The organism is uncultured Nostoc sp., assembly GCF_964247315.1.
In the GTDB taxonomy this organism is placed as follows: Bacteria; Cyanobacteriota; Cyanobacteriia; order Cyanobacteriales; family Nostocaceae; genus Nostoc.
The window spans coordinates 64112-81392 of record NZ_CAXTTT010000004.1; the positions used below are offsets into that span (position 1 = coordinate 64112).

Below are 17281 nucleotides of genomic sequence, written 5' to 3' on the forward strand. Positions count from 1 at the left end.
TAGCCAACCAGGGGAGCTAGTTATCAGGGTGCATCTACCACTTAAATGTTCTAGGTTTAACCACCATGCTCCGGATAAATTTATTAAAAAATTGATTGTTGTCGTGTGTCAAAAAAAACAAAAGTGGATATTAACTGAATTAAGGGAGTTAAAGATCGAGGGACATCCATCTATTAATCAAGTATTCTAGGATTAAGCACTATTTTCTGGTAGAGAATATCTGCGTCAGAAGTTGCTGTTGTTTGCCAAAAATAAAAAAACCCCCAGTGGGTGTTAGCCAACTAGGGGAGTTGAAGATCAAGGTGCATCTACCAATTAAGTGTTCTAGACCCAAGTAATCCGATCCGGATAAAGTTGTAAAGGCAGAAAAACCAAAACGACACCGAATCAGAAACATTTAGGGGCGCGATGCATCTAAATTATCAGAGGAAGCGAAAAATCGACTTGAAACTTTCGCGTTTCAAACCAGATTTAGGAGGCGGACAGGAGAAGTTGTGACCCAGGAATTCCATATTTCCGTAACCCCAGTAGGGCAAAATGACTACTTGGTGCGGACGGAACAAGTCGCGCCTGGGGTACCATTGGCAGAAGAATTGGTGACTTGGCCTATAGCTGATTGGTTGATGGCTGCTGGACATTTGATGAATGACCCGTTGAATTCGGTGTTGCAAGGAGATCCATTTACCTCTGGCGGGCATGAAAGCGATATCGCCAGAAACTCTGTGAATTTAGTGGCATTGGGTCAACAATTTTATAATGCCCTATTTCAAGGCACTCTCAGAGATAGTTGGATTACTGCCCAAGGTATTGCCCAGAACCATCAACAAGTACTACGGTTACGCTTAGGGTTAAAAGACACTAGATTAGCTCGTTTGCCTTGGGAAGTAATGCACGCAGGCGATCGCCCTCTGGCTACTGGGCCTTATGTGGCTTTTTCTCGCTTCCAAAGTGGGATTTCGGGGGCTTCTCCTTTGCGATCCCTGCGGGGGGCTACGCCTACGCAAAATATGCCCACACCACTAGAACAAGGTGGTGTCAAAGTCTTGATGGTAATTGCTTCTCCCTCAGATCAAGTCCGTCTTGACTTACAGAAACAAGAAGCAATTAAACTGCAAGCGGAACTTCACCGTCAAACGTCACGATCTGGTGAAAGTCGCAATCGTTTCCCCGAAATTGAACTCACTGTATTAGACCAACCAGGACGGGAAGAACTGACGCAAGCCTTAGAACAAGGTAGATACCACGTTCTCCACTACTCTGGTCACAGTAATTTAGGCGCAAATGGCGGAGAAATTTATCTTGTTAGTCGCAGAACTGGCTTAACAGAAATCTTGACTGGGGACGATTTGGCAGGTTTGCTCGTCAACAATAATATCCAAATGGCAGTGTTTAATTCCTGCTTGGGCGCGTACATAGCAGCGTCCAATCCCTCTGGAGATACTGGCGAACGAAACTTAGCAGAAAGTCTGGTGAAGCGCGGAATTAGAAGCGTTTTGGCGATGTCAGAACGGATTCCTGATGAAGTGGCGTTGACGCTCACACAATTGTTTTACCGCAACTTAAGTCAGGGATATCCAGTAGATTTGTGTGTAAGTCGGGTGCGCCAAGGATTAATTTCTGCTTATGGTTCTCATCAGATGTACTGGGCATTACCGATTTTATATCTCCAGCCAGAATTTGACGGTTTTTTAAATCAGGAAACTGAGGCATTTGCAAATACGGAGTCGCTGAATCAGTATAGTTCGCCTTTAGGAGTAACTTCCACGATGTACCCTGGTATACCTGATGATAGCGAGATACCTTTAGGAATGGAAGACATGATTCCTTCTGGTTTGACGCGTGATTCTGGGTTAGACTGGCTGGGAGAAGATACTTGGGGCGATCTGGTTGATGAAATTGAGTATGATGACCCCAGCTATGAAGAAGATTCTGCGATAGTTTCGGATTTGTTTCGTCAGCTAGATAACCAAAAAGCTGCAACTGAACCGGATCGACAAATTAGCGAAAGTAGTCTTCACCAAAGCCAGATTTCAGAGGAAATGACTTCCTCAGAAGAGTCAGCAGATTTGTGGGGAGAAGTTCCACCACCGCCACCTGCAACTCCTGGGAACCTTGAAGAAAATTGGCAAAATTCTAATTTTTCGCGTAGGCATAGCCCCCCGCAGGCATCGCAACCACCCCCACCAAGAAATCGTACCCGTCGCCGTAAGCTGTGGCCGATTGTGGGTGTTGTGGGGATCAGTGCATTAGCGGCTGCGATCGGTTTAAATTGGTGGTGGCAAAATCGACCCCAAGCACTGCCTAAAATACCAGAAATTCCTACTCAGTCTCTACCTGATTCTCGACCAATTCAAAAGCAGCCGAATATCGATTTAGAAATAGAAGCGACTGGAATTGTCACTACGACTGCTACAGAAAAATTGAGCCAGGGTGACTTGCAAGGTGGGTTATTGGCTGTAGAAGAACTACTCAATCGGGGCGCACTGGCTGCGGCTGAAACTTCCTTAAAACTAATTCCCAGTAAACAAGCTGACGATCCATCTGTGAATTTTTATAAGGGACGATTGGCGTGGCAGTCTATCCAAACTGGAGACAATAACTATAGCGTCGATGATGCCCGTCGTTATTGGGAAACTGCTGCCAAAGCTAAACCCGAATCGCTTTTGTATAATAACGCTTTGGGATTTGCCTACTACACAGAAGGCAATCTGAATCGAGCCAATGATTCTTGGTTCAAGGCTTTGAATTTAGCTCTCAAAGAACAGAACACAAATTCAACATCCAGAAATACAGCAGTTCCTCCAGATGCTTTAACTTCTTATGCTGGTTTAGCTCTGGGATTGTATAAATCTGCACTTAGTCAATCTAGTGGTAAGCAAACACAGTATCTGAATGAAGCGATGAAGTTGCGGCAAACGGTTCTCAAGTCCGATCCAGAAAATTTTCAGGTAGATAAATTAGCTAAAAATTGGCTGTGGACGGAGAAGGCGATCGCAGATTGGCGATCGCTCCTTCAAGAAAAAGGTGAAGAACAGTAATATATTGTGGTGGAGCGATCGCTTTTAATTAGTAAATGTTAAGTGCGATCGCTCTGTTGATTCAAGCAAGAAGTCTATTGAAGACTAATGACTAATGATAGCCAACTCCAAAAATATTTCACAAATGATTTAGGACTGATATAGAAAAAGTTGTTGCTAAAAAGCTAGGGTTTTTGCTCTATAATGAGAACCAAGTTCTTAATTTTAGATAAAGTCGAGCTTAGAACTGTCACGCTGATTAATCCAACGCTACCAAGTTCAGCTAATTGTTTTTGACCTAGAAAAGGAGGCAATATAAAATGGCAAAAGTAGATTAGTTAAAGTAATTTTAATTGCTAAATTTTTCGTGATTTAGGATATAGCCAAAAGCTAAACAAACGGCTAACTCTAGGCATGACAATATAGGTTAACAGCAAAACCATAGTAATCGTTATAATCAACGAAATAAACAAGGGTGGTAAACCACGAATTAAGGGTACTAAGAACGTATTCAACAAATTAATCAATACATATACAGCTCCCCAAGTTAGCAAGGCTGTTTTATAGCGCGGTGGAGTTTTTAATGGTTGACCGGGAAGAGAAAACCAAGCTTCTAATCCACTAATTTTTTGAACATAAGGATCGGATTCAACTAAATGCTTACCTTGATTGAGCAAATATTCGCGATCGCGCGATGTCATCCACACCTCTAAATTTTCATAACTGTCAAATCGGAAGATAATCACATATTCATTTCGCACCCCAAGTTGGGGACAAATCACATTTGTTCCCATGTGACCCACGTAAGTTCTGGAAACCCTGGTAATCTCTTTCAACCAAGCTTCGTAAGCAGTTTCGCATCCTGGTTTGACAAGTTGTGTAATGACCACGGTTACAAATTGATCGTTTTGTTCTATCTCCATTATTTATGCCAATCAATTTTAGATTTTTTCACGTAGTTTATCAATTGCAGAGCAAGTGGAAATTTGCTTGTTGTGAAACCTTTTTAAATTTGGGATTTTCAATTAAAAATCCCAAATTTAAAATCTAAAATTCAGTCACGCTCAAGCCAAGGGATACCCAGTTTTTCCAACTTCAAGCTGAACAACATTAGCAGGAACGACACCAGTGGGTGGAGGTAAAAACATTCCACCATTAGTCACAACATAAATTGCAGTGCAATCGCTCTGAGTTTGACCAAAAGCCACGGCTGTGCTACCAATTACACCTGACTCGGCTTGAGCAATAATAGTACTACTGCGATCGCTTGCAATTCGCACCACACTGTTGTATATGTGCGTTGCTCCATAAAGATTGCCTTCCACGTCGAAGGCAAAGTCATCAATATTAGTTTGCTCTACAAAAATTTCCGGCTCACCTGGTCGAGCTGCGGTATCAACGGGAATCCGCAACAGCAACATTTTTTCCGTATTTGAAACGTAAAGGAAATCACCAAAACGCTTCAAACCATTTGCAGCCGGAATGATATTTTCCGAATTGCTACGAGCAAGCATTGGATGTTCAAGCCAAATTGAGGCACGAGGTTGAGCGATATCAATCAGCCAAATTGCACCCCGATAAGAATCTGCTGTTAAATACTGAGTGTCAGAAAGAGGAGTGATGCCATTGAGAAATATTGCATCTGGCAGTTTCAGCAAGGTTTCCACTGTCCCATCATTGGCAACTAAAGAAATCACTGGTATAGAATCAGCATTCCAGCCTGTTGCCACTAAATCCCCGTTGGCAGCAAAAGCAAGACCACTCACTTTACCTTCAACAGTCGCATGAACTTGCTGATTGCCATCTGGATTAATGCGAACAATCTTGCCAACTTCGTGATTAGTTACAAATATTGTGCCATCTGGTGCGTAGGCGTAGCCCGCCGCAGGCATCGCTAGATTTTCCAAAAAGGTATTGACTGGGAAAGAGGCAATCACTTTAGCAGGTGCTAATTCAATGGTCGTATCTAAATAAATAGGCGGTAAACCCGCGGAATTTCCCATCTTAACCTACCACTGTAATTGAATGGGGCCACCAAACTTTCGCATCTCTGCAAAAAATAGTCCTTGCGCTCCTCCATCAGGAAGTGTTGCTAAATAAACAGCTGTTTGCGCTCCTTCTTCTGCCGTGAACGGAGCATCATCTCCTCCCATATCGGTCTTCATCCAACCTGGAGAATAGGCATTTACCAGAATATTAGTATCTTGAAGTTCTTTCCCCAGAATTGCTGTTAGTCCATTTACTCCCACCTTTGAAAGTCGGTAGGAAGGTGCTAAAGGGTAGTAGTCACCCGGAACTGACACTAAAGATGCCATTTCCGTTGAGATATTGACAATGCGACCGTAGTTTTGCACCTTCATTAACGGAATTAATGCTTGAGATATTCTGAGTACGGCTAAAACATTAGTTTCAAAGGTAGATCGCATCGTTTCCAGTTGGACGGTCAGTAAGCTGGACTCTTCAGGCTTTGTTGTGGGATTTACACCTGCATTATTGACCAGAATATCTGCTTTGCCGTAAGTTTCACGCAACCACTCGGTAAACTGCTGCACGCTTCCATCATTGGTAACATCCAGCTTGTGATAGTCAACATCAAGCCCTTCACTAGACAACTGCTGCTTGGCAGCAAGACCATCTGTTTCATTACGACTCGTCAGAATTACGCGGTTGCCAATTTGAGATAATTGACGGGAAATTGCATATCCTAGCCCTCGGTTACTTCCTGTAACTACAGCAATCCTTTTTTGAGTCGTCATTTTTATGACCTTCAAACCGCTTTTAAGCTTACTGTACTGAGATGTTGTAAATTAAGCAAATTTATTTTAGGAATATATTTTACGTTTTATGTATTGACAATAAATACTAAGTATGAAGTAGTTTGAAAACTCCGAGAATATCAGTTTCAATACCTAATACATACAGATTTTGAAAAATTGCAATATGAAGATAATGAAAAGGTTAAAGCGAGGTTAATTAAATTTCAATCCCTAATAGGGATTTTAATGAATTGCAATCAGCATTCTTTAGGAATGGGTCTAGGAATTGGGCTGTTTCAATCCCTAATAGGGATTTTAATGAATTGCAATTGGTGTGTATGGCGTTTCTTCGCGTGATTTGGGTGGTTTCAATCCCTAATAGGGATTTTAATGAATTGCAATGATGTTACTGCGGGTAATGGGTCAATAATTCCACGTTTCAATCCCTAATAGGGATTTTAATGAATTGCAATCTGGCAGGCTGCTATCTCTGCCTGGTTTGCATTGCGTTTCAATCCCTAATAGGGATTTTAATGAATTGCAATTTGGAGATTATTGATTCTGAAGGCAAAAGAACTGGTTTCAATCCCTAATAGGGATTTTAATGAATTGCAATAGCCTTCCTGGTGTTACTACTTGTCGGAAGTTTGGTTTCAATCCCTAATAGGGATTTTAATGAATTGCAATTTGAGGAGGCTCCCACCATAGAAGAGTGGAAGAAAGAATTAGTTTCAATCCCTAATAGGGATTTTAATGAATTGCAATCCTCTACTATATTTACTTTTGCCCCGATTTTGAGGGTAGTTTCAATCCCTAATAGGGATTTTAATGAATTGCAATATAAGGGAACATAACGCAGTAGCTCAGTAGTGGTTTCAATCCCTAATAGGGATTTTAATGAATTGCAATTTCGGGTTCCGCGAACGGCAACAACTGTCGTTGCGGCGTTTCAATCCCTAATAGGGATTTTAATGAATTGCAATGGGAGTCTCGGATGATCCTTCGGGTATATTATTTGTTTCAATCCCTAATAGGGATTTTAATGAATTGCAATTACCGAGCACTGAAAACGTTGCGCTGTAAGGGTTTGTTTCAATCCCTAATAGGGATTTTAATGAATTGCAATACCGTTAATTGACTGTCCAGCGTCATTGGTTAAAGTTTCAATCCCTAATAGGGATTTTAATGAATTGCAATGATTCAGGACTGCGATCGCACTCTCCCACGCTGCTGTTTCAATCCCTAATAGGGATTTTAATGAATTGCAATTTTTACCGGCCACACCGTAAACGATGGTTCCTTGCTGTTTCAATCCCTAATAGGGATTTTAATGAATTGCAATATGGTATCAAAAACCTTAGAAATGCTCAATTGTGGTTTCAATCCCTAATAGGGATTTTAATGAATTGCAATCCCCAGGTTAAGCACAGTCACCAGCGTTACCCGATGTTTCAATCCCTAATAGGGATTTTAATGAATTGCAATGCAGAAGCCACAAAGCCAAGCTATATTTAGTTTTCAAGGTGCGGTTGCGCGATTCTGGAGCAATCATAGCATTAGAGAATTCCTTTGGGAAGAGTGCCGCGAAAGATTAAAGGCTGACACCCTAGTTTTTGTAAACATTTCAGAGATTGCGCGGATGATAATTAGGTGATAAGTAGGGTGAAATGCTTGCTGGTATTGAGATAGAAGCACTTTTTTGTGGCTGTGGAATTTGTACACCTACCCATTCGCGCATTTGACTTACAGGAACTCTGTGAGAGATGCGATCACTAATAATAACCTAATGGTGATGGGGGGCGCGATCGCTGCCTTTGGAGCCAGAAATCCAGTCTTTATATGCTTATAGCCTCCCACATCACACACAACAACACTTATAATGTTACTCTTGAGACTCCTCAGAGATAGATTCTGATTCTGTTTCAAGTTCTTCTGTTTTAACTTTGGGGGCTGGAGGTTTAACGGGTTTTGGGCCACGCGCTAGTGCCGGATTCACAGGTGGTCTGCTTTCATCCCTATATGATGATCCTTTTTTACCTTTGTCAGACGAGCGATCGCGGCTCGGTTTTGAGCTTTTGGGGTTGGATTCAATAGGGGTTACAGAATCCGAATTTTCGGAATTGCTGTCAGTGTTTGCTTGAGACTGACGTTCCGATTTCTTGATTGGACGTTCTACCATTGTTGATTTTTGTAAATTTATCTGTATGGTACATCAGTTTGGTGACTATCAAACTGTTGAGTAGCATTTTTAAAGATTTTATTGTTGGAATTCCTAAGTAGCTGTGGAGAGTTGTTTTGACAAAAAAGCAGCTAAAAAACTTTATTAATTAACTTACTAAATTAAAAAATGGGTACGTTATCCATAGCTAAACGCACCCGAAAACTATTAAACAAAATCAGGTCGTGCTTGTTGCCTTGATTTGAACTTTTCTTCTAAAACTGGCCAATTTTCTTGCTCGATTAAGTTAGTCAACTCATCGAGGTTTTGACGATATTGTTGTAGCGATCGCAGCAATGCTTGACGATTATACCGCGCCATCATCACGCCCAACTCTGGATTCCCACCACCCACACGACTAGTATCCCGAAAACCAGAACTAGCTAACTTTTGGGCTAATTGCAAAACATCGGGGTCAGTTTCGCTCAAACAAGCAGCAATCAACGAGGAACTGACCATCACCGGTAAATGAGAAATCCAACTCACAGCGCGGTCGTGTTGCTCTGGTTGACAATAGTAGATATTAGCTCCTAGCGATCGTACAATTTCTTCTACAACTGTAATTGCATTAGTTGGTGTTGTCGTTATCGGTGTTAATACATAAGGTTTATCAACAAATAAATCGCGCTGTGCAGCTTCTATCCCACTATCTGTTCTTCCCGCCATTGGATGACCGCCGATAAAATTATCCCAAAGGGGAGTAATATCCTTGACTATCTGTGCTTTTGCCGAACCCACATCAGTCACGACTGTCGCGGTAGGCAAATGAGCGACTAACTGTTCAAATTGGGGCACAATAAGGGCTAGAGGTGTACAAATAAATACAACTTCTGCGGCTGCTAACAAGCTCAGATCGACTGATGCTTTATCAACACTACCGAGGGTAACTGCCTTTTGACAGGTTGCTTCACGGCGACTAGCTCCTAAGATATGATGTCCTTGCGATCGCAAATCAAAACCCAAAGATCCACCTATCAGTCCCAATCCTAAAATTCCAATATTCATTTTTGATTTTGACATTCCGTTTTTTATGACTTTACCAACTATTAAAGTTGGCATCCAAGGGGTAGCATCAATGACTGTAGAGGAATTACTGGAACAATACGCAGCAGGAGTCTTAAACTTTAGTGGTGTTGACCTCCCAGAAGCCAACCTGAGTGGGGTAAAACTCAGTGGTGTAAATCTGAGCGATGCTAATTTGAGTATAGTCAACCTGAGTGGCGCGAATCTGAGTGAAGCTAACTTGAGCAATGCCAAGCTGAATGTAGCTAGACTAAGTGGCGCAAATCTATGCAGCGCCATCCTCAACAACGCCAGTCTCAACGTCGCTAATTTGATTCGAGCCGATCTAAGTCGCGCTCAACTTAGAGGAGCCTCATTAATCCGCGCCGAGTTAATTCGCGCTGACCTCAGTCGCGCTGATTTGTTGGAGGCCGATCTCACCAGTGCTGATTTGCGAGAGGCGACACTCCGCCAAGCGAATCTCCGTCACGCTAACTTGAGTGAGACGATCTTGAAAGGTGCTTCCTTAACAGGAGCCAACTTGGAGATGGCTAACTTAAACGCCAGTGACCTGAGTCGTTCTGACTTGAGCGGTGCAAATTTGCGAGATGCCGAATTCAGACAAGCCAATCTCAGCCATACTAATTTGAGCGGGGCTGATTTGAGTGGTGCAAATCTCCGGTGGGCAGATTTGAGCGGCGCAAATCTCCGGTGGGCAGATTTGAGCGGTGCAAAATTGAGCGGGGCTGATTTAATTGGCGCAGATTTAAGCAATGCCAATTTAACAAATACAAGTTTAGTCCACGCTAATTTAACTCAGGCAAAATTAATTAGAGCAGAATGGATCGGTGCTGACTTAACAGGAGCAACTTTAACAGGAGCAAAGCTTTATGCCACTTCCAGGTTTGGTTTAAAAACCGAAGGCATGGTTTGTGAATGGGTCGATCTTAGCCCAGCTGGCGATCGCTCCATTGTGCAAAACTTCCATTCTCAAGAGTCACGAGATTTTTTTAACGAAACACCGCCAACAATTCGGATTATTGTTGATGCAGCCCTAGAACACGAAGCTAATTTTGCGATCGCTGGCGCTTACTACCAAATCGCTCAAGAATATCGCGGGCTGAAACAACCTCCAAGCATCGAAAGTGGCCGTCGTCGGACTGTTTTCACCTTTCATGTAGATAGCGACGAAGCATTATTTCCTACAGCTTACATTGTCATTCTTCCCTTTCTAGATGCGGCATCTACTCAAAAAAATATTTCCAGTATAGTGGAAATGATTAACAGTGAAGTTGTGGCAAACCAAAACTTTAAATCGCCTCATATAGTCAAACAATTAAATACTCTTTTTGAACAAGCTATGAATCAGGCTACAACAATTAAACAGATGAAAAAAAATATCGAAGTAGCCGCAAAATTAAATTTTTGTAAAGCTCCAGCCCAAATAGTTTTAACGAATTCCAGTGCCCACACTTTGATTGTTTATGACCATCCCAACTTTGGAAAAAGATTTATTAATCGCTCTCCTCTTAATGCTTCAGCTTATGATATGTCCAGTGATTCAACAAAAAATATATTACCTTCATTAGATATTATTATAGATTTTGTTAAAGGATTTCATTATATTAGTCATTAGTTATGCGGGATGGGGCATTTAACTAATGACAAATGACAAATGACAAATGACAAAAAACAAAATTTTGGAGGAAAAAATGAGCAATATTTTTAATAAAATGATTGGTCGAACCCGCTATGTAGTGTTTCGCCTATTTCTGCATTTAGGGGGAGGTGAGGTTGCGCCAATTTTGGGAGTATTAAATAGTGCTGGACGGGATGCGATCGATGCCGATGGCGATTTAGAAGTTTTAGGAGAAGGATTAGTAGAAATTAGCCAAACCCTGCTGCAATATGATGAATACTGGCTTTCTGCTGCCAACGAAGGTGACGTATTTTGGAATGAAGGTGAGGCAGGAGATTACGTGAATGAATTATTTACTGACTCTGCCGAAAGATATCTCAGCGAACCAGATTACGCTTCCAATGGATTGAATGAACCTTTATCTATACCTGTAACTCGTAACGTGATTGTGATGATTACAGTAGCTTATGAAGGAGAAGTACCAGATTTGGAAACTGACCTTTCTAACGTTCAGGCGCTCAAGGAAGGATTGAAAGCATTGATAAATTTGCATTATAAACATAGATTAAAGGCAATCCAAGTACATTTCTCGCCGGCCCAGTTAGGCGATGAACTCACTAGCGATCAACTGTTGCAATATTACCCAGAATTGATTCCTTTGTAATCTGTTGGGTAGTCCGTACTTACTACTCGTATCGATAAATTGTTAAGCTCAGAGATAGGACAATAATCCAATGATCATGACCATAGTACGTAAATTTACAGCCGTTTTTTTAGCTCTGAGTTTGTGTATCACAACTGTTGCTTGTGGTGGCGAGAACCAAAGTACTCCTCCAGCTAAGAACGTTAGCCAATCCTCTACTAACACCAAGCTGAGTGATGGCGAGTATCAAATACAACAAGCTACTTATGATGATGCAACTGGTGAATACAGCTTGTTTTTACTTAACAATAATCCTCCAACTTTTGCAACCGAAAATTTGCAAATGGCACGGTTAACTGATGATGAAATCAAGCAGGGTAAGAAAACCTATCTGAAGGTAGATAAAGGACAACCGATTTTATATCTGACGGAAGATTTTAAAATTGAGTATGTCCACAACGTTACAGAGAATAAAACCAATCCCCAAACAGGACAACAAGAGACGGTTGTAGTCCGTCGAGAAAATAACTTCTGGGCACCATTTGCTGGGTCTGTGGCTGGTAGCTTGGCGGGACAGGCAATTGGTAGTATGTTGTTTAGACCCCAGTATTACGTACCCCCTGCCTATTATCCAGGACAAGGATTAAGTGGCTTCGGTGGATATGGCACAAGCTATGGCCAAGCAGTTCAACACTATCAAACTCGCTACAATGCGCCACCAGCAGCCGTAACAAATCGCACTGCGTTCCGCAATACAGGGACAATTAGAAGGTCATATCCTGGAAATTCAAATATACGCAATACACCGCGTAGTACTACAGGTAATAGCCGTCCTTCTGGTTCTGGTTTTGGTGGTAGTACATTGCGACCCTCTGGTAGAGCCACTTCACCCCGACGCAATTCTGGCAGTGGTTTTGGTAGTGGGCGTAGTTCAGCACCCCGCCGTTCAACTGGTTTTGGCAGCAGACGCCGTTAAGAAATTTCAAGTTTAATAAAAGACTGCCTAACAAGTAAAGGTAGTTGTACATAAAGAAGCCGGAGGGTTACAAGTCAAACTTCCGGCTTCTTTTTAACGTGAATTCGACAGACCTCACCCACCCAGCCTCCCTCTCCTGCGTTCGCGCAGCGTCTCGTTGGCGCAGCCTCTCGTAGAGAAGAGAGGAGAGGGAGGAGCAACGAAAAATTAGGCTTTTTGCTCCCCTCTCCTAACAGGAGAGGGGCTGGGGGTGAGGTCAAAATCCTGTGCATCGAACTCACGTCTCTTTAATATCTATGCAATTTGCGAGGAGGAATTATTAATTATTCAGTTAAATAATATGAAACACTAAATACAAATATTGCTAACAGAACAGGAATCATTTTACTAAAGTCTATTCGCTTTTGTTGAACCATTTCTAAACAAGACATCGGAATCATCAGAGGCCAGAAGATAGTTGTCACCACAAACATCACAAATGATAAAAATTTATCTTCTGGATTGGAAGCAGAATGACGTAGGGAAAATATTAACCAATTAGTTAAAAAATAGCATGTCATTAATAAGTAACCAATAGTTAAAGTCAGTTGAATCTGATTCACCGTGAGTACTCCTGAAGTTATGTAAGCTTCACTAATCATCATTCGTACAAAGTTATAACATATACAGTCGCAACCTCACCCCGTATTTGAGTAAAGCAAACACTTCCCTCTCCTTACTAAGGAGAGGGATTGGGGGTGAAGTTGAAAGATGAGATGTACTTCATGTAAACGATAACTGCTACAGCTATAGCTATTAAAGCAATAATTAAGTGGTCTTAAAAAATCGAATAATTTCGCGGACATGATCGAGAAATTGCCCGTCAGTGGAAAGTTGCGCGATCGCATTTCTGGCTTCTCTCCCCAAACGCTCATGTTCCGTTTGATTTGTCGCCCGTAATTCTTCCAAGTTAGCCGCAATTCGAGCTAAATCTCTGCGAGTTTCTTCGGCAAAACGTTGTTGAGTTGCTGGTAATGAATAAGGTTGTTCTGGGTTGAGTTGATCTTCTAATGACTGGATTTTTTGTTCCAATATAGAGAAGCGATCGCGCAGTTCAAAAATATCTTCGCGCGGATACTTCCATTCTTGGCGAATCATCGCTAACCGCGCATATAAATACTCATAAGCGCGAATTGCGGGACGCAGAATTGTTAATAATAAAGCTGCACCAGAACTTATATATCCCACTGTACTAATACCAGTGGCAGCAAGAGTATAAAGACCAACAGTTGAGAACAAGTGTAAAGCAATGGCAACCCAGAGCGATCGCTTTGCCAACACTGTGACATACTTCACTTGTTTCTCATCAACTGGAATGCCTTTCTCAGTTGATTGTGCTGCTTCTGCTAAGACTTCTTTGGCTTGAAAATGCACATTCCACGGGACGGTGACAATTACCAACAGCCACCAAAAACTAGCACCACCAATCACCCAATCAAGAAAGTTACCTGTAGGTATGTGCAACCATTGCAGTAAGCCAAAAGCCACCAGCACCGGAACCACAATTCCAATAATCGAACCGATGAAAAAGTTGATATACATCTTACCCTGTCTCCGATGAAACTATCACCTCGATTATGGCTAGTAGTTCTCGATTTTGTAATTCTTGCAGAAGATGACGGTACAGGATACACAAAATTTAACCTGTAGTTTGGGAAAACAGTAAGGCAATTCAAACCTTTTTCCGTCACTATTGGATCAGATAGCTACGCCAAATTGATTGATTATCTTTACTACCTTTTTCTGGAAGCAGCAATCGCCAAGTTTTACCTTCTTGCTGAATTTGTAGATAAACATCAAAGGGTTTTTTTGGTTGTGTCAAGCGCCGTTTTGGCAGCTTAACAATCAAGTCGTAGGTTCCCCGAACGCGAAAAGCTGGTAAATTGTCAATGGTCAGGGGTTGTTCCTGGGTAATTGATAACCGCTTAATTTCAAATCCTTGAAAATCTAAATCTAACTGGTGGCTAAGTTTTTGTTGAGTTTGTTCTAGCCCAAATGCGATCGCTTTTTGCACTAAATCACTAGTCGGTAGCAGTCCAATACTGCCACAAGCTGTCACTAGCACCAGCAATATTGTTGTTAAAACTAACCGCACCAAGTTATGCCTAAGATTCCACTTATCAGCGATAGTATAACTGTAGTTTCTCTCAATTTTCTCATCTATCATGCCAAAACAGTCTATAGGTCTTGATAAACAACTCTACAATTATCTTTTATCTGTTTCGCTGCGAGAACCAGAGATTCTTGGGAAGTTGCGCCAAGAAACCGCCAACCATCCTCGGAGTGGAATGCAGATTTCACCAGAACAAGGGCAATTTATGAGCCTTCTAGTGCAGTTGATTGCAGCGAAGAAAACCCTAGAAGTTGGAGTGTTTACGGGTTATAGCTCACTTTCTGTAGCTTTGGTACTACCGGCTGATGGCCAGATTATCGCTTGTGATGTGAGTGAAGAATTTACTGCGATCGCTCGGCGGTATTGGCAAGAAGCTGGAGTTGCTGATAAAATCGATCTCCGATTAGCACCAGCTTTGCAAACTTTAGATGAGTTATTGGCAACTGGACAAGCCGAAACTTTTGATTTTGCCTTTATTGATGCTGATAAAGAAAATTCTGATGGATATTATGAGCGATCGCTGCAATTAGTTCGTCCAGGTGGATTGATTGCGATTGATAATGTTTTATGGTCTGGACAAGTAGCTGACGAGCAAAATCAAGATAAAAGCACTCAAGCAATCCGGGCGCTCAACGAGAAGTTACATCATGACGAACGCATTAGCCTCTCCCTTGTCCCCATCGCCGATGGACTTACTTTAGCAATCAAGCGACCTTAATATAGCAAGAGCGCACAACAAGCTGTGCGCCCTTATTACAAGTTCTACTTCTATTTACTTAGAAATTATAGCCAATTCCTAACTGTAGTCCTACATCAGTATCATCCACAAAAGCAGCATTTACACCACCTGTTAGCGTAAGTTTAGAACCGATCGGAAGGTCTACACCACCTGTTAACAGTAATCCGATATCAGTATCAGCATTAGCTTCAATTGCTATACCAGCACCGATGTAAGGAGATATAGCAAAGCTTCTTTCACCCACTGAACCTGCTCTACGGGGAGAAAAATCTAAAGTCACAGGAACTAAAAATACTGTATCGTCCCCAAAGATTACCGATGGTCGCACCGATATATTGTTTGTCAGACCAAGTTTGCTGATTACTGTAAAATTAGTGTCGCTTAGAGCTGTATCATCGCCGCTCAAACCAATGTTACCACCAACTCCGATATAGCTTCTGCCACCACGAGTACTTCTACCTACGTTAACATCAGGTGTTGTACTTCCTGTTGGTGGCTGATTTAACTTACTGATGTTAACATCAGGCGGAATTAGGACTTGGTTAATTGCATGGATAATACCATTGCTAGCTTTCACGTCCGCCTGGAGAACTCTGGCATCATTCACCGAAACTTGACTACTAGCGGAATCGATTTTAATATTTACAGGTTTTCCTTCATCGGTTGTCAATTTTCCAGCCGAGAGTTGACTAGCAGTTACCGCACCGGGAACCACATGATATCTCAAAATCTTAACTAACGCTTCTTTATTCTCTGGTTGCTCTAACTGTTGTAAGGTAGCAGCAGGCAAAGCAGCAAATGCGTCATTGGTTGGAGCGAAGACTGTATAAGGGCCTGGCTGTTGAAGAATATCTGCTAGACCGGCTGTCTTTAATAAAGAAGTCAGAGTTGTAAAAGAACTACTGGATGCAGCCAGAGAAACAATATCAGTACTCACAGGAGTTCCAGCTACAACATACTGACTAGCTGGAAGATTGCTAGCAATAGGTTGTGCCCGTCCTGTTTTAACTAAAGCTTGATATAAAAGTGCTGCTGCTTCAGCACGAGTCAAAGACTGTTGGGGATTGAGTTGTTTTACATCCGGGTAGTTGACAACAAGATTACCCACTGTCGCTGCTGCCACACTGCCAACAGCATACTCTGGGATAGCTGAGGCATCGTTGTAGTAAGTAGTGAGAGTACTTGTATCGCCACCAGTTAAACCTAAGCCACTACTTAAAGCAACGATCCCTTGCACTCTAGGAATTTCTTGATTTGGTCTAAAGACGTTCCCAGGATAGCCTGCCAAAAATCCAGTTTCGTAGGCGCTTTGAATTGCAGCAGCTGCCCAGTAGTTAGCAGGAACATCACTAAATCCACCTGCACTTAATTGCCGAACTCGGTTTTGGTTACTGAAAGCTTTTTGAATCAAGGCAGCAAATTCAGCACGAGTTACAGGCTGATTTGGTCTATAAGTGCCATCAGGAAAGCCACTAATCACGTTATTCTCAGCTAGGGCTTGAATGAAGGGACGCGCCCAATAATCTGAGGAAACATCAGACAGGTTAACTGTTGAAGTAGGCGATGGTGTCGCAGGTGATGGTGTTACAGGCGATGGTGTCTCAGGTGATGGTGTTGCAGGTGATGATGTGTCAGGTGATGGTGTTGTAGATGGAACAGGAGTTTGAGATGAAGCTGGGGCAGAAATTACGATGGGAGTTATTGTAGCAGCTGTCATTCCCAGAACTAGCAAAGTAACCTTTGCTGATGACCAACGAAACAAACTAGACATGGAAATATCCTCTTTTCAATTTCTTGAGTTGACGATTGGAAAATACTGGATGCAAGGCTAAGTGAATACAAACATCTAGATGATTATTTGGTTCGCCTCGACATGAAAACCAGAAATGAAACCTGTTAGCTCTGGAAAATTAAAACGTTGAACATTATGAGTAGCTGCTTTGATATCTCATAACGTTTATCCTCATGTGCACCACACATAGTATCGAATTCCTATTTTTTTTAAAGAACCCCAGAGCACACTAAAAATAAGCATGGCTCCTGTGGTAATATAATATTTTGCAACAATAAAGAGAATTAATGCAAGTAGGCGATTTTATTCAGTTCTAAAATTGCAGTCAAGCAGTAAATTAATTGGCT

The 17281-nt window shown here is 41.9% G+C and carries 14 protein-coding genes and 1 CRISPR repeat array; of the genes, 5 read left to right on the top strand and 9 right to left on the bottom strand.

The window, feature by feature from the left end; all coding sequences use genetic code 11:
* The first annotated feature begins 494 nt into the window (after positions 1-494).
* Positions 495-3038, top strand: a complete 2544-nt coding sequence (hetF, locus tag ACFE93_RS02435) for a cell division protein HetF (protein ID WP_375471857.1) — start codon at positions 495-497, stop codon at positions 3036-3038.
* Between the two features lie 335 nt (positions 3039-3373).
* Here hetF and ACFE93_RS02440 read toward each other — a convergent pair whose 3' ends face one another.
* From ACFE93_RS02440 to ACFE93_RS02460, 5 genes are all read right to left on the bottom strand, one after another.
* Positions 3374-3940, bottom strand: coding sequence for an antibiotic biosynthesis monooxygenase (locus ACFE93_RS02440; protein ID WP_375471858.1), 567 nt, complete (start codon positions 3938-3940; stop codon positions 3374-3376).
* Positions 3941-4081: 141 nt separating this feature from the next.
* On the bottom strand, positions 4082-5020 hold the full coding sequence (locus ACFE93_RS02445; RefSeq protein ID WP_375471859.1) for an SMP-30/gluconolactonase/LRE family protein: 939 nt from the start codon (positions 5018-5020) through the stop codon (positions 4082-4084).
* Between the two features lie 6 nt (positions 5021-5026).
* Positions 5027-5773: an SDR family oxidoreductase gene (locus tag ACFE93_RS02450; protein ID WP_375471860.1), complete on the bottom strand. Its 747-nt coding sequence runs from the start codon at positions 5771-5773 to the stop codon at positions 5027-5029.
* A gap of 147 nt (positions 5774-5920) precedes the next feature.
* A CRISPR array of direct repeats spans positions 5921-7258; the repeat unit is 36 nt; unit sequence TTTCAATCCCTAATAGGGATTTTAATGAATTGCAAT.
* 397 nt (positions 7259-7655) lie between these two features.
* Positions 7656-7952, bottom strand: a complete 297-nt coding sequence (locus tag ACFE93_RS02455) for a hypothetical protein (RefSeq protein ID WP_375471861.1) — start codon at positions 7950-7952, stop codon at positions 7656-7658.
* A gap of 207 nt (positions 7953-8159) precedes the next feature.
* Positions 8160-8996, bottom strand: a complete 837-nt coding sequence (locus ACFE93_RS02460; RefSeq protein ID WP_375471896.1) for a prephenate/arogenate dehydrogenase — start codon at positions 8994-8996, stop codon at positions 8160-8162.
* Between the two features lie 70 nt (positions 8997-9066).
* Between ACFE93_RS02460 and ACFE93_RS02465 the strand changes: the two genes are divergently transcribed.
* The 3 genes from ACFE93_RS02465 (at position 9067) to ACFE93_RS02475 (ending at position 12251) form a co-directional block, all read left to right on the top strand.
* Positions 9067-10629 (top strand): pentapeptide repeat-containing protein, encoded by a 1563-nt coding sequence (locus tag ACFE93_RS02465; protein WP_375471897.1) that lies wholly within the window; start codon positions 9067-9069, stop codon positions 10627-10629.
* Positions 10630-10705: 76 nt separating this feature from the next.
* Entirely contained in the window at positions 10706-11296 is a 591-nt protein-coding gene (locus tag ACFE93_RS02470) for a DUF1517 domain-containing protein (protein WP_375471898.1), read from the top strand.
* 70 nt (positions 11297-11366) lie between these two features.
* Positions 11367-12251 (top strand): hypothetical protein, encoded by an 885-nt coding sequence (locus tag ACFE93_RS02475; protein ID WP_375471862.1) that lies wholly within the window; start codon positions 11367-11369, stop codon positions 12249-12251.
* A gap of 323 nt (positions 12252-12574) precedes the next feature.
* On the opposite strand, the gene ACFE93_RS02480 is transcribed toward ACFE93_RS02475, so the two are convergent.
* The 3 genes from ACFE93_RS02480 to ACFE93_RS02490 form a co-directional block, all read right to left on the bottom strand.
* Positions 12575-12895, bottom strand: a complete 321-nt coding sequence (locus ACFE93_RS02480; protein WP_375471863.1) for a hypothetical protein — start codon at positions 12893-12895, stop codon at positions 12575-12577.
* 163 nt (positions 12896-13058) lie between these two features.
* The gene (locus tag ACFE93_RS02485; protein ID WP_375471864.1) at positions 13059-13832 is read right to left on the bottom strand and encodes a hypothetical protein; all 774 of its coding nucleotides are present in this window, start codon (positions 13830-13832) and stop codon (positions 13059-13061) included.
* Positions 13833-13980: 148 nt separating this feature from the next.
* Positions 13981-14388, bottom strand: a complete 408-nt coding sequence (locus tag ACFE93_RS02490; protein WP_375471899.1) for a hypothetical protein — start codon at positions 14386-14388, stop codon at positions 13981-13983.
* Between the two features lie 67 nt (positions 14389-14455).
* Here ACFE93_RS02490 and ACFE93_RS02495 point away from each other — a divergent pair, with 67 nt between their 5' ends.
* Positions 14456-15121 (top strand): class I SAM-dependent methyltransferase, encoded by a 666-nt coding sequence (locus ACFE93_RS02495; RefSeq protein ID WP_375471865.1) that lies wholly within the window; start codon positions 14456-14458, stop codon positions 15119-15121.
* Between the two features lie 58 nt (positions 15122-15179).
* Here the strand turns inward: ACFE93_RS02495 and ACFE93_RS02500 are convergent, their stop codons facing one another.
* Positions 15180-16913 (bottom strand): fasciclin domain-containing protein, encoded by a 1734-nt coding sequence (locus tag ACFE93_RS02500; protein WP_375471866.1) that lies wholly within the window; start codon positions 16911-16913, stop codon positions 15180-15182.
* Between the last annotated feature and the right edge of the window lie 368 nt (positions 16914-17281).

What these genes read in the sequence shown, in the direction of transcription:
- ACFE93_RS02455 (WP_375471861.1), bottom strand. Translation starts at nt 7,952, where the DNA reads ATGGTAGAACGTCCAATCAAGAAATCGGAACGTCAGTCTCAAGCAAAC.
- ACFE93_RS02450 (WP_375471860.1), bottom strand. Translation starts at nt 5,773, where the DNA reads ATGACGACTCAAAAAAGGATTGCTGTAGTTACAGGAAGTAACCGAGGG.
- ACFE93_RS02465 (WP_375471897.1), top strand. Translation starts at nt 9,067, where the DNA reads ATGACTGTAGAGGAATTACTGGAACAATACGCAGCAGGAGTCTTAAAC.
- ACFE93_RS02480 (WP_375471863.1), bottom strand. Translation starts at nt 12,895, where the DNA reads ATGATGATTAGTGAAGCTTACATAACTTCAGGAGTACTCACGGTGAAT.
- ACFE93_RS02440 (WP_375471858.1), bottom strand. Translation starts at nt 3,940, where the DNA reads ATGGAGATAGAACAAAACGATCAATTTGTAACCGTGGTCATTACACAA.
- ACFE93_RS02460 (WP_375471896.1), bottom strand. Translation starts at nt 8,996, where the DNA reads ATGAATATTGGAATTTTAGGATTGGGACTGATAGGTGGATCTTTGGGT.
- ACFE93_RS02475 (WP_375471862.1), top strand. Translation starts at nt 11,367, where the DNA reads ATGATCATGACCATAGTACGTAAATTTACAGCCGTTTTTTTAGCTCTG.
- ACFE93_RS02445 (WP_375471859.1), bottom strand. Translation starts at nt 5,020, where the DNA reads ATGGGAAATTCCGCGGGTTTACCGCCTATTTATTTAGATACGACCATT.
- ACFE93_RS02500 (WP_375471866.1), bottom strand. Translation starts at nt 16,913, where the DNA reads ATGTCTAGTTTGTTTCGTTGGTCATCAGCAAAGGTTACTTTGCTAGTT.
- ACFE93_RS02485 (WP_375471864.1), bottom strand. Translation starts at nt 13,832, where the DNA reads ATGTATATCAACTTTTTCATCGGTTCGATTATTGGAATTGTGGTTCCG.
- ACFE93_RS02470 (WP_375471898.1), top strand. Translation starts at nt 10,706, where the DNA reads ATGAGCAATATTTTTAATAAAATGATTGGTCGAACCCGCTATGTAGTG.
- ACFE93_RS02495 (WP_375471865.1), top strand. Translation starts at nt 14,456, where the DNA reads ATGCCAAAACAGTCTATAGGTCTTGATAAACAACTCTACAATTATCTT.